Raw genomic sequence first — 12144 nt, 5'->3', positions numbered from 1 at the left:
TAAAACAATAAAGAATATTGGGGCTTTATGCCCCAATATTTACTTACCTATTTAATGCATGCAATACAATTCTAGTTTTTTAATTTCTTAGATGGTCTAGTAACTTGTTTTATGAGAAATATATTATGTAAGTTACTGTTAAAAAAAATCTACATAAATAAATTAAAATAAATAGCTATTAGGGCTGGTGAACAAGGTATAAGTAAGCATAAAGACGCTAAAGCTAAAAGTTTTGCTTCTTTTCGATTATTATATGGATCTTTTCTCAAATGATCATATGCTTTTTCTATAGAGTGGAATGGTAAAAATTTGTCGTGTTTTAATGTGGGGTAATCTTTTGAAATTAATGCTTTATGTATTCTTCTACGCTCCTCTAGGTAAGGCTTCAGCTTTTCCCAGACGCTTATAATTGTTGCGCCCCTATTTTTTACAATTATATTCCAATCATAATATCCAGATAATGCATTACTACATATACTTTCAAGCTCATTTAAAGTCTTTGTTATTCCAGCTATTTCTTCATATTCAGTATAACGTTGGGCCAATTCACTCAAAGCCTCATGTTCGCATAATTGATGCTTTTGCAAGTAACTTGTAATAAATAGAAATTCAGCACCTATCTTACCTTTACCATTTTCAATAGCCTCTATAGTATTTTTTTCTATTGCTTTATTACTATTAATTCGTAACGTATAAAATGCTGAAGTAAAAGCAAGCACCGCAGAAAAAACTACAGCAATTGCTGATGCAAAAGGATAAAACTTTTCATTTATAATTATTGGCATGCCTACATAAAACAAAGATGTAACAGCAACCCCTATTAAAAAGCCTATATTTATGTGTAAAACAGATTTAAGCATCTTTATTATTCTTCCATCCGAACAATATTTATTTTATAAATAATAGATAAGCAACGAAGTAACAAAAAACCCGCTATTAGCGGGCTTGTTTATTAAACTCTGTTGACTGCTCTATCAGCTCTTCAATACTACTGGGTATTGCCCCTTTTAATAGCATTTTTTTGAAAACTTCATAAACATCCGTTTTACTACCATCTTTACGAAGCGTTGATTGGTCATTAAACCAAGCAAGAACTATTGTTTTATTTGTACTCGAAAACTTAAAAAACAAACGATATCGATTAGGCATGCCCTTTTTGGCTCTTCGCCAATCACGGTTACTTTTACCTAATGTATTGCCCAGTATAAAAGCTGGTGCTTGAGGATCTACAAATATGCGATTTTCTATGCAATCTGTAACACATTCAAATAATTTGTAGATTGCAGATTCGTAAAAGTGTTCTGGGTCTTTTTTGGCTTCGCGTTCGACCTGATTTAATACTTCCGTGTATCTTTGTTCGAATACGGTATGCCAATATTTTTCCCAGTACATTTACATCTCTATTAATTCGTTATTTTGACGTGCAACAAGTGCTTTGTGCTTGATTGCTGCGATACGATCAAATACAGAGTCAGGAATTTTTTTTACATTTCCTGCTTCAATGTCTGCATCGAGTAAATTTAAGAACTGCTCTGTTGCTGCATTCTCTTTTTTTACTTCGCTTAATTGGATAACTTTATTTTTCATTACAGCTCCATTCTTAGCTATAAATAAAAGCCATTTTAGTTTAATAAAAAGCCTATTAATTACATTGTTGGGAGCCCATTAACTGTACCCACAACCAAATCTCTGGGTGTCATTAATTGTACCCACAACCAAATAGTAGCATATTGGCTCACAAAACAGCAAGAGACACTAGGAGGCTACAAGAGACAACGGTGATAACTGTACACATCAAAGGTCAGTTTATGATTCCATTCAATATTTGATGAGCTATGTATTTCCCCTGCTAATTTTATTCCACTTTATATAGACTCAAATCAATAGCTGATGTACTGGTCTCGAATGAAAACTCTTCGTTGTATAATGATTTATATTTAATTTCCACCCTGCAATTAGTAACAATTAGATTAATTATCTTTTTAAACCTATCTGTTGGTATATCGCTTATTCCGTCAGAAACTACTGTTAAATCTATCAATTTAAATGTTTCGTCATTTGACATGCCGAAAGCACTGCCAAGATTAGTTATTTTAAAATGATCTTTATGTTTAATATATGGGTTTACTTTATTTCTTAGCTCTTCGTCAGTTATTTCTTGACCTGCCCAGTGGTATTTAAAAGACTCAATTTTAGCCACGCCATGACCTTTATTTCTGATTGAGTATGTGAACCATTTATCACCCTCCTCCATAAAATCATAGATTAATGGTTGAACGGATAACTTATTATGCTTACGGCTAATCCAAGCTTGATGCACAGCAACAAAAAACGCTAAGCACGCAATAAATGTGCTCCAATCAAAAACAAATTTAATGATTTCTTTGCTTTCTTCCATTTTAATTTTGCCCTTTTTTGTTCAGTGTTTCTAAGATAGCATCATCAACAAGCTGACAATATAACTCATACCCTTCTGCCTGTTCTTTTATCCAATCATGTTTGTTATATACAGCCATTACTCCTCGCATTGTATGGCCTAACATTTTTTCCGTTACATGTGGTGCTACGCCATTTTCACTGAGCAATGTAGATAAAGAACGACGGGCATCGTGCGGTAGGAACTTGGGTATTTTGTATTTTTCAAATAGGTGATCCCACATTCGACAGCAATAGCGATTAATACTATGGGTGGTCATTGCTTTGTGTGGATTGCTACCTGGTATTAAATATCCATTACGGCCGTATACCATTGCAAGCGTATTTAAAATGCTTTTCATCTTGGTTGATATTGGCCTGCGAATGGCTTTATTTGTTTTTGAGTTTTCGGGTGGTACCGTCCAAATGTTGTTTTCAAAATCGAAATGTTCCCACTTGGCTAAACGAACCTCTGATTGCCTAGCCCCTGTTATATAAATTAGCTGAAGGCATGCTTTAGTTGCGGGTGTAGCTTTTGAGCTTTCAATTTGAATCCATAGTTTTGCAATTTCATCAAAGCGCATTACTCGCTGGCCTACCGATGCTTGTTCGCCAACATCGTTTATATTTAGAGTTAGTACGGGGTTAAATGGTTTTACTTCACCGCGTTTTTCAGCCCATCCTATTATTGATTTTATGCGTACTAATATTGTGCCGGCTGTTTTTGCGCTACCTAATTTTTTTACGTCATCAAAGTAGGTTATCCAATCTTTAATGGTCATTAAATCAAGTGGCATGTTTTCATCATTAAGAATTGGCACAATCCATTTGCTAACTTGGTTTGTGTATAAAGTTTGAGTTTTTTCTTTTAGGTCGGGTACTTTTTTATCTAACCACTTTGCTGCAATATCTGCCATTGTGGGTAATCCCTTGGCATTGTTACGCATAAGCTTGAGTTCTAGGCGTGGGTCTTTATTTTGGCTTAACCAATTTTGAAACAGAGGTATGTAGTCTTGTGCTTCTTTAATACTTAGCCCTGGATAACGCCCTAGCGTGATAATTACCTGCTTAGTATCAACACGGCAACGATATTGCCATGTAATTGTGCCCTTAGCAGATACCCTTACACTTAAACTATCTCTATGCGATAATACGCACGGTGTTTGATTTTTACCTAGCAGCTTTCTTAATTTGGTGTCACTGATCGCCATTTAATTTTTTATACACAGTTAGCAAAAAAATTATACACGATACTATACACACAATGCGCGGATTACAATATAGCCAAAGATACAACAACAAATAAAAGCGCAGTTAAAACCCGCATAAAAAAAGGGCTAAGATACAGAATGAGCGAACCTACATACTACGAAAACCAAGCAACAATCTATTGGCACGACTACGAAACCTGGGGAGCAAGCCCGCAAAAGGATAAGCCGAGTCAGTTTGCCGGTGTGCGCACCGATCTTGATTTAAATATTATTGGCGAGCCGCTTATTGAGTACTGTAAGCCACAAGCGGATTATTTACCCCATCCTGAAGCGTGTTTAATTACCGGTATTACCCCACAAGTGGCGATGCAAAAAGGCTTAGTTGAGGCTGAATTTATTGCTAAAATTCATGCAGAATTTAGCGTACCCAATACCTGTGTAGCTGGTTATAACAGTATTCGCTTTGATGATGAAGTAAGCCGATATAGCTTTTATCGTAACTTTTACGACCCGTACGAGCGTGAATATAAAAACAATAACAGCCGTTGGGATATCATAGATTTAGTGCGTGCCTGCTATGCGCTGCGCCCTGAGGGCATTGAGTGGCCGCTAAAAGAGGATGGCAGTCCTAGTTTTAAGCTTGAGCATTTAACCGTAGCTAATGGCATCGAACATGCCGCTGCGCACGACGCATTAAGTGATGTAACGGCCACCATTGCCTTGGCCAAACTAATTAAAGAGAAGCAGCCTAAGCTGTATCAGTTCTTTTTTAGTCTTCGCGGTAAAAAAGCACTCGCTGAAATGGTTGATGTGTTTAATATGACCCCATTAGTGCACACTTCGTCTCGCATTCCAGCAACCCAAGGCTGTACCACTTGGGTGGCACCAATGAGTTTTCACCCGGTAAATAAAAACGCAGTTATTTGTTTTGATTTAACCCAAAACCCGCAGGTATTACTTGATTTAAATGTAGAGCAATTACGCAAGCGCTTATACACCAAACGTATAGATTTAGCGGAGGGTGATTTACCCGTAGGTTTAAAATTGGTGCATTTAAACAAGTGCCCTATTTTAGCACCTGCTAAAACGCTACTGCCTGAAAACGCTGCTCGCTTGGGTATTGACCGTGAACAATGCTTGACTAATTTAGCCATTTTAAAAGCCAATACCGAGCTACGTGATAAAGTCACTGAGGTATTTAATGAGCAAGGCGATTACAGCGCGACCACGAACGTAGATTACTTATTATATGATGGCTTTACTAGCCATGCTGATAAAGCTAAATTTGCGATTATTCGTGATGCAAAGCCCGAAGACTTAGCAAGTTTAAAACTTGAATTTGAAGATCCTAAATTTAATACTTTGCTATTTAGGTACCGCGCCCGAAATTGGCCGCAAACGCTCAACCAGCAAGAGCTTGATCAATGGCGTCAATATTGCCAAAGCAAGTTAATGCATGGCGAAGATCAACCGTCAATCAGCGCACAAGATTTTATGATCACCCTTGAAAACTTAGCGCATGAACATGATGACAGCGAAAAAAATCTAACAATTTTAAAAGCCTTATATAACTACGCGCAAAGCATGTAATTTACTGTAGTTTATATAACGCATAAAAAACGCGACCCTTTAGCAAAAAAGTGTCGCGTTTTTTGTTACTAGGTAAAAAACCAAAAAACTATCTCAACAAGAGAGGTAAATGAGAAAACATAAAACCAACATTCATTTTTTATGTGTATCACTTTCTCTAAAAGCGCAGCGCCTCTTAGCCTCTTTGTGAACAGTTTACTTTTACCAATTACATTACTTTTTATGTAGTGCTTCAATACGCGCTAATAAGCTTGAGGTATCGTACCTGCCGCCACCAAGAGCCTGCACATCGGCGTAGTATTGATCGACCGTTGCAGTCATTGGCAGCGTTGCACCATTATTTTTAGCTTCATCAAGGGCAATGCCTAAATCTTTGCGCATCCAATCTACAGCAAAACCAAATTCGTACTCACCTGCCCACATTGTTTTGTAACGGTTTTCCATTTGCCACGAACCAGCAGCGCCTTTAGAAATGGTTTCTATTACTTTTTCGCCATCAAGCCCTGCTTGTTTAGCAAAATGTAAGCCCTCAGCTAATCCTTGCACTACACCTGCAATACAAATTTGGTTAACCATTTTACATAATTGCCCTGAGCCCGCTTCGCCTAAAAGCTGACTAAAACGGCTAAATGCCGCCATGATAGGTTGTGCTTTAGCAAATACCGCTTCGTTACCACCCGCCATTACGGTTAACACCCCATTTTCAGCACCAGCTTGGCCGCCCGATACTGGCGCATCAATAAAGTCGATATGCTGTAAAGCCGCTTTTGCCGCAACTTCACGTGCCACTTCTGCTGAGGTAGTTGTGTGGTCAATTAAAATTGTGTTTTCGTGCATGCCTGCTAGCACACCGTCATTGCCGTATACCACTGAACGTAAGTCGTCGTCATTGCCAACACACATAAATACCATATCGGCACCGCTTGCGGCTTCACGCGGAGTAGGTGCAAAGCTGCCGTTAAAATCTTCGACCCATTTTTGTGCTTTAGCTGCTGTGCGGTTATAAACACATACGCTGTGCCCTGCTTTTGCTAAATGCCCCGCCATTGGGTAACCCATTACGCCTAAACCTATAAATGCAATTTTAACTGACATAAAAATGACCTATTTAACTGATAACTTAGAAACATAAGCTCGATTATGTCAATCGGCCGCTAAAAAAGCGAATGAAAGTCTTTTAAAATTTCCCGCATAAGGAAATTAGGTAGGTAATCTATGGATAGCATTTATCAATTTAACGCACTACTTTGTAATAACAGTGATTTTCCTTTGAGCCAGTTAAAAGGAAAAACGGTTCTTATTGTAAATACAGCAAGCAAATGTCATTTTTCGGCGCAATTATGTGCGCTTGAAAAGCTATACCAACAATACAAAAGCGATGGGTTTACTATTCTGGCCTTTCCATGTAATCAGTTTGATAAAAACGAACCATTAGAGGGTATGGCAATTAAAGACTACTATCAAAAACACTTTGCGATTAATTTTGAAGTATTTGATAAGGTTATGGTGAATGGCCCCGATACTCACCCCTTGTTTAGTTATTTAAAATCACATACGCGTGGAATTGCACAAAACCGTGCAATAAAGTGGAACTTCACTAAGTTTTTAGTTAATGCCCAAGGACAACTAATTGCACGTTATGCGCCGCGCACTAAACCGGAGTCACTTCATAGTGTAATTAGAAGTAGTTTAGAGGCAACACCGATTATAAAAACAGCAAATAGTCGTTTTAATACCACAGCAATATTAAAGTGATAAGGCATGTATAATAAAAATGGTTTATGGTTGATGTAACTAGATTAGTTGGATTGTAATAAATGAAGATTGCTTTTTTTAGTGCTCAAAAATACGAGCGCCCTTTTTTCGAACAAAGCTTAACTGGCTTTTCTAACATCGCTATTACCTATTTTGAGCAAAGTTTATCGATGCACACTGCGGTTTTAGCTAAAGAATTTGATGCTGTATGCGTATTTGTAAACGATTCGGTAGATAAAGCGGTTATTGAGCAACTGGCTATATTTGGGGTTAACACCATTTTACTGCGCTGTGCGGGTTTTAATAATGTAGATTTAGCCGCTGCTAAACAGCATGGTATGCGTGTTCTGCGCGTTCCGGCTTACAGCCCTGAGGCAGTCGCAGAACATTGTATTGCACTTATGCTTACGCTTAGCCGTAAAACCCATAAAGCTTATAACCGCGTACGTGAAGACAATTTTGACTTGAACGGCTTACTTGGCTTTAACTTGCATAATAAAACGGTGGGTATTATTGGCTGCGGTAAAATTGGCCAAGCATTGTGTAATATATTAACCGGTTTTGGCGCTCACATTTTAGTATGCGATCCTAATGCACAAGCTGGTAATTACACAATTACTGATTTAAACACCCTGCTTACACAAAGCGATATCATTTCTTTGCATTGCCCGTTAAACGAGCACACCCATCATTTAATAGACGATGACGCATTTGCAGCGATGAAAACAGGAGTTATGCTAATAAACACCTCGCGCGGTGCATTGGTTAATAGTAAAGCTTGTATTAAGGCACTTAAATCACAAAAACTAGGTTATTTAGGGCTTGATGTGTACGAGCAAGAATCAGAGCTGTTTTTTAAAAACCACAGTGACGATATAAACCAAGACGATATTTTCTCTCGCTTGGTGAGCTTTAAAAATGTATTGATCACCGGCCATCAAGGCTTTTTTACTCAAGAAGCGCTTACAGAAATTGCCAATATCACCTTACAAAATGCATTTGAGGTTACTCAAGGAAATAGCTTAACAAACGAAGTGCTATAGCGCGGCTAAACAAAAAGCAAAAAAGCGAACAAAATATAGTGTTCGCTTTTTTTGTTATCAATAACACATGAGTTGTTGTTGTATTCTAGCCAAACGCAACGTTTGCAAATACTAAGGTCATTAGCACTGGGCAGACAAAACGAATGTACTGAGCAAACCAATAATGTGCACCAGAACTTGCTTGATGAAGCTTATTACCACGCTGCCATAACCAGCCCACTGTAATAAAATAAAACAGTCCCATCAACGGGAGTTGGTATTGGGTAAATACCATAATAACCAAACCAAATAGCCAATCAAAATTAACAATAATAGTACTGGCACAAACAAATACAATGGCGCTAACGGCCCATGTAGCTTTGGTTCTATCAACACTGTGGTTTTCTACTAAAAAAGCCACAGGAATTTCAGTCGATGAAATGGTTGATGTAACTGAAGCAATCGACATCAATACAAAAAATAGTAAGCCAACCAATAAACCAATTTCACCCATGGTGCCAAATAACTCAGGTAATATGGCAAAAATAAGCTGCCCTTCACCAATTAGCTTGCCGTTGCTAAATACTTCAACGCCATTGAACTGCGCCACATATATAGCCGGTATAATTAATAGTCCAGCTAAAAATGCCACGCTGGTGTCGAGTAACGCAACACTTGCAGTCAATTTTGGTAAGTTAGCACCGGGCTTTAAATAAGAGCCATAAATCATCATACAGCCCACACCCAGTGATAATGAGAAAAACGCTTGCCCCATTGCGGCAATAATTAAATCGGGATCGAGTATTTTACTAAAGTCAGGCACTAAATAGGCCGCAAACCCTTCGCTGGCACCCTCTAAGGTAGCAATGTAAGCAATTAGGCCAACGAGTAAAACAAGTAATAATGGCATTAAACGGCGCGACCAGGTTTCAATTCCTGATTTAACCCCCTTTAAAATAATACTGGCGGTTAAAATAAGCATCAGTGGCGTAAATATAAAATTACGTAGCATAGAGTCGCTATGTAAAAACTCACTTAAGCTCTGCAAGCCTAAAAAGGTGGTTATAGGCTCTATGGCGTAAGAAAGCATCCAACCTGCCACTATTGAATAAAAGCTTAACATGACAATTGCGCCAGCTAAGCCTATATAACCTGCAGCAGCGCCAACTTTAGGCGCATGGTCTTGCCATGCTTGGCCTAAGGCTTTAACCGGATTAGCTTGGGCTTTGTAGCCTAAATACAGCTCGGTGTATAGCGCGGGAAGCGCTAGCAAAAAAATAACAATAAAGTACACCAATAAAAATGCGCCGCCACCATGGTTAGCAGCCTGTGTAGGAAAACCCCATATATTGCCTAAACCTACCGCAGCACCGGCTGCTGCCAATACAAAACCAAGTCGACTTTGAAAACCATCACGCACTTGTGTCATACACCTACAAATCTGTTATTATTTTATCGAATGTGAATTAAACCATATTTAAGGGCGACTGAGTAATAAAAATGTACTTAGCGCGCATAACAGCAAACAACCGCTCACAAACTATCCAGCTTATAACGATAACTATGTAATCGGTATTCACTTTTAACGAGCAATAATGAGTTCAGCTTACTTCGACAATCAGTTATTACACACCCCGCTTCCTGAGAATAATAACCTCACCATTTTATTATTTGATGCCAGCCAATTGCAGGTTGATGAGCTAACACTTACACAGTTTTTAAGCCCGTTTGAATTAAGTGTCATCGCGCGTCGTAAAACGCCTCAAGCAAAGCAAGAATATGTAGCAACGCGGCTGTTACTAAAATATTTAGTCAAAAGTGTATTACCTAGCAGCAGTAATATAACGCTTGATAAAATCAGCTCTGAATTTAATCAACAAACCAGTAAGCTTGAGGTAAATATAAATAACAACCAGGTTTATAGTTGCTGTGTGTCACACTCTCATGGTTTGGTAGGCGTGGCCCTAAATATTAATAATTCGCTATTTGGTTTTGATATTGAAAAAATCAGTTTAAAACGACCATTTGAAAAACTCGCAAAGCACTTTTATGATGCTGCAGAAGTGGCACTTATAACTAAGCAACCGTGCACAGCTGCTAAAGCGGCGACATTTTTCAGACTTTGGACTTTAAAAGAAGCATTAGCAAAAGCAACCAGCCGCCCTATTGCCCAGCTATTAAGCCCTAATGTATTTTGTGAGCTTGGCAACAGGCAACTAAGTGCAACCAGCACCACATTAACAAATGATGTAAACGAGCAGTTTGATATAAGCGTTGTGGCAAAAAAAAGCACCGACTGGCGGTGCTCATTTATCTCATTGAAAGCGTTAAGCAGCAAGCTCGCCTTCAAGTAGTCGGCTATGAATAGCTTGAACCACAGCATCAGACTCACTTTGCTCAACTAAAAAGCACAGGTTGTGTTTACTCGCACCATGGCAAATAAGACGAATGTTAAATTCGCTCAACACCTGCATTAAATTCATTTCGTGTTGACGCAATACAATTTCAGACCCAATAAGTGCTACTAGGGTTAAATTGTTCTCAACCGAAACATGGCAAAACTCAGCGAGTTTATCTAAGCATTCTTGATCTAGCTCTGGGCGTGATGCATTAGGCGCATTATCAAGGGTAATAGCTACACTAATTTCAGAGGTAGTAACCAAGTCTACCGAAATATTACATTCACTTAAAATAGTAAAAATACGCGCTAAAAAACCACTCGCTAACAGCATTTCTGGGCTTTTAAGGGTTAATAATATTTGGTTTTTACGTTGCGTGACCGCACGAATACCAGGTAGCTGCGATTTTTCACGTTCAATCCAGGTGCCACCACGCTCTGGCTCTGTGCTTGAGCCAACAAACACATTTATATGGCTACGACTGGCTGGCAAAATTGTAGCCGGATGCAGCACTTTAGCGCCAAAAGTGGCCATTTCTGCCGCTTCATCAAAGCTTAAACGCGCAATAGGTGTGGCTTTTACACACAAACGCGGATCGGTGCTAAAAATCCCCACTACGTCGGTCCAAATATGCACACTTTTAGCGTTAATTGCTTCAGCTAACAAGGCGGCACTGTAATCAGAGCCACCGCGACCCAGTGTGGTGGTTACATTGTTTTCATCGCTGCCAATAAAGCCCTGAGTAACAATTACATTGTTATCTAGTAAAGGAATTAAATGCTTTTTAGCTGCAAGCGCTGTGGCGGTTACATTAGGGGTGGCTTTACCAAATTGGCTATCGGTTTTAAGCACCTGGCGAACATCAAAACGCTGCGAATTTAAGCCCTTTAAGCGCAATACTTGAGTAAATAAATACGACGATAAACGCTCGCCAAAGCTGAGTAACTCATCGTGTTGCTGCTCTGTTGTCAGTATTTGATGTGCCAGTGTTTGGAAGTCATCGAGGGTGTTATTAAAACCAAGCGCTAAATCATCATCTAGGGTCAGATCAGTTAAAATTGCCTGCTGAATAGCAAGTACACCGTCAACATGCTGCTGACGTTCAGCGGCATCAATATCGGCTTTGCAAAGTGCCACCAAGTGATTAGTTACACCGGCGCTGGCGCTCACTGCAACAATTCGAACGCTGCTATCGTTTACAATGATTTCGCTACAACGGCTCATCGCCTCAAAGTTAGCAACGCTGGTGCCACCAAATTTGGCAACAATGTAATCTGATTTTGTGCACTGTGAACTTTGTGGCACTGATTGGGTAGTCATTTCGTCTCCTTTCGCGGCATCCAAACCGCAATAAAACAAGAAGAACTTGGCAGGAAATAAAGATAAGAAAAATCTACTGCCAGAAGCTCTCCACCTAAATTGGTGACAGTTTTGAGGATTCAGCCCCATAAACCGAAAAACAATGGTAACGACCCATTATTTTCCTCGGCGAGTACTTCCCTCCTTAATGGTCGCAGGCTGTCGTTGCCTCACATTAAGTACCTAAGTATCGCACCTCTTCTGAATGTATTATTAACCTGTGGCTAATAAAACAAAACCGCACTAAGAGTGCGGCTTTGAAAGTTATCGTTTAGACGTCTAGCTGTCAAGTCGTTTTATTATAAAATCAAATAAAACTGTTAACACCAAGCGACTTTGTCGTATCTTAATTACCAAGCGATTCTGTCGTAATCGCTAATTACCAAGGGAATT

12 protein-coding genes and 1 riboswitch are annotated in these 12144 nt (G+C 39.0%); of the genes, 4 read left to right on the top strand and 8 right to left on the bottom strand.

All coding sequences use genetic code 11. The annotated features are described in order from the left end of the window. Positions 1-149 precede the first annotated feature (149 nt). The 5 genes from QL989_RS18615 to QL989_RS18595 form a co-directional block, all read right to left on the bottom strand. Positions 150-860 carry a DUF4760 domain-containing protein gene (locus tag QL989_RS18615; protein ID WP_290171607.1) on the bottom strand — a complete coding sequence of 237 codons (711 nt, stop codon included), beginning with the start codon at positions 858-860 and terminating at the stop codon, positions 150-152. Between the two features lie 76 nt (positions 861-936). Beyond that, entirely contained in the window at positions 937-1392 is a 456-nt protein-coding gene (locus QL989_RS18610; protein WP_290171606.1) for a type II toxin-antitoxin system YhaV family toxin, read from the bottom strand. Beyond that, positions 1393-1587, bottom strand: a complete 195-nt coding sequence (locus QL989_RS18605; RefSeq protein ID WP_182762403.1) for a hypothetical protein — start codon at positions 1585-1587, stop codon at positions 1393-1395. Between the two features lie 268 nt (positions 1588-1855). Further along, positions 1856-2398, bottom strand: a complete 543-nt coding sequence (locus QL989_RS18600; RefSeq protein ID WP_290171603.1) for a hypothetical protein — start codon at positions 2396-2398, stop codon at positions 1856-1858. A gap of 1 nt (position 2399) precedes the next feature. Further along, positions 2400-3626: a site-specific integrase gene (locus QL989_RS18595; RefSeq protein WP_290171602.1), complete on the bottom strand. Its 1227-nt coding sequence runs from the start codon at positions 3624-3626 to the stop codon at positions 2400-2402. A gap of 138 nt (positions 3627-3764) precedes the next feature. On the opposite strand from QL989_RS18595, the gene sbcB reads away from it, so the two are divergent. Further along, entirely contained in the window at positions 3765-5216 is a 1452-nt protein-coding gene (gene sbcB, locus QL989_RS18590; RefSeq protein ID WP_290171600.1) for an exodeoxyribonuclease I, read from the top strand. A gap of 213 nt (positions 5217-5429) precedes the next feature. On the opposite strand, the gene QL989_RS18585 is transcribed toward sbcB, so the two are convergent. Further along, the gene (locus QL989_RS18585) at positions 5430-6311 is read right to left on the bottom strand and encodes an NAD(P)-dependent oxidoreductase (protein WP_010388669.1); all 882 of its coding nucleotides are present in this window, start codon (positions 6309-6311) and stop codon (positions 5430-5432) included. A gap of 120 nt (positions 6312-6431) precedes the next feature. Here QL989_RS18585 and QL989_RS18580 point away from each other — a divergent pair, with 120 nt between their 5' ends. After that, positions 6432-6971, top strand: a complete 540-nt coding sequence (locus QL989_RS18580) for a glutathione peroxidase (protein WP_109874516.1) — start codon at positions 6432-6434, stop codon at positions 6969-6971. 62 nt (positions 6972-7033) lie between these two features. Further along, positions 7034-8014, top strand: a complete 981-nt coding sequence (locus QL989_RS18575) for a 2-hydroxyacid dehydrogenase (RefSeq protein ID WP_054201085.1) — start codon at positions 7034-7036, stop codon at positions 8012-8014. An 85-nt stretch (positions 8015-8099) separates the two neighbouring features. On the opposite strand, the gene QL989_RS18570 is transcribed toward QL989_RS18575, so the two are convergent. Continuing rightward, on the bottom strand, positions 8100-9422 hold the full coding sequence (locus QL989_RS18570) for a sodium-dependent transporter (protein WP_010388666.1): 1323 nt from the start codon (positions 9420-9422) through the stop codon (positions 8100-8102). A 166-nt stretch (positions 9423-9588) separates the two neighbouring features. Between QL989_RS18570 and QL989_RS18565 the strand changes: the two genes are divergently transcribed. Continuing rightward, positions 9589-10347: a 4'-phosphopantetheinyl transferase superfamily protein gene (locus QL989_RS18565; RefSeq protein WP_290171596.1), complete on the top strand. Its 759-nt coding sequence runs from the start codon at positions 9589-9591 to the stop codon at positions 10345-10347. On the opposite strand, the gene lysC is transcribed toward QL989_RS18565, so the two are convergent. Beyond that, positions 10321-11712, bottom strand: coding sequence for a lysine-sensitive aspartokinase 3 (lysC, locus tag QL989_RS18560; protein ID WP_290171595.1), 1392 nt, complete (start codon positions 11710-11712; stop codon positions 10321-10323). The two genes, QL989_RS18565 and lysC, sit on opposite strands and share 27 nt — an antisense overlap. 75 nt (positions 11713-11787) lie before the next feature. Continuing rightward, positions 11788-11960: riboswitch (Lysine riboswitch) on the bottom strand. Between the last annotated feature and the right edge of the window lie 184 nt (positions 11961-12144).

The organism is Pseudoalteromonas sp. APC 3224 (genome assembly GCF_030407535.1).
In the GTDB taxonomy this organism is placed as follows: domain Bacteria; phylum Pseudomonadota; class Gammaproteobacteria; order Enterobacterales; family Alteromonadaceae; genus Pseudoalteromonas.
The sequence above is the reverse complement of the archived record's forward strand: the minus strand, read 5'-3'. Positions and strand labels throughout refer to the sequence as shown.

Bases quoted from the DNA above. Each gene is read 5' to 3' on its own strand.
- QL989_RS18615 (WP_290171607.1), bottom strand. From the start codon at position 860: ATGCTTAAATCTGTTTTACACATAAATATAGGCTTTTTAATAGGGGTT.
- QL989_RS18610 (WP_290171606.1), bottom strand. From the start codon at position 1,392: ATGTACTGGGAAAAATATTGGCATACCGTATTCGAACAAAGATACACG.
- QL989_RS18605 (WP_182762403.1), bottom strand. From the start codon at position 1,587: ATGAAAAATAAAGTTATCCAATTAAGCGAAGTAAAAAAAGAGAATGCA.
- QL989_RS18600 (WP_290171603.1), bottom strand. From the start codon at position 2,398: ATGGAAGAAAGCAAAGAAATCATTAAATTTGTTTTTGATTGGAGCACA.
- QL989_RS18595 (WP_290171602.1), bottom strand. From the start codon at position 3,626: ATGGCGATCAGTGACACCAAATTAAGAAAGCTGCTAGGTAAAAATCAA.
- sbcB (WP_290171600.1), top strand. From the start codon at position 3,765: ATGAGCGAACCTACATACTACGAAAACCAAGCAACAATCTATTGGCAC.
- QL989_RS18585 (WP_010388669.1), bottom strand. From the start codon at position 6,311: ATGTCAGTTAAAATTGCATTTATAGGTTTAGGCGTAATGGGTTACCCA.
- QL989_RS18580 (WP_109874516.1), top strand. From the start codon at position 6,432: ATGGATAGCATTTATCAATTTAACGCACTACTTTGTAATAACAGTGAT.
- QL989_RS18575 (WP_054201085.1), top strand. From the start codon at position 7,034: ATGAAGATTGCTTTTTTTAGTGCTCAAAAATACGAGCGCCCTTTTTTC.
- QL989_RS18570 (WP_010388666.1), bottom strand. From the start codon at position 9,422: ATGACACAAGTGCGTGATGGTTTTCAAAGTCGACTTGGTTTTGTATTG.
- QL989_RS18565 (WP_290171596.1), top strand. From the start codon at position 9,589: ATGAGTTCAGCTTACTTCGACAATCAGTTATTACACACCCCGCTTCCT.
- lysC (WP_290171595.1), bottom strand. From the start codon at position 11,712: ATGACTACCCAATCAGTGCCACAAAGTTCACAGTGCACAAAATCAGAT.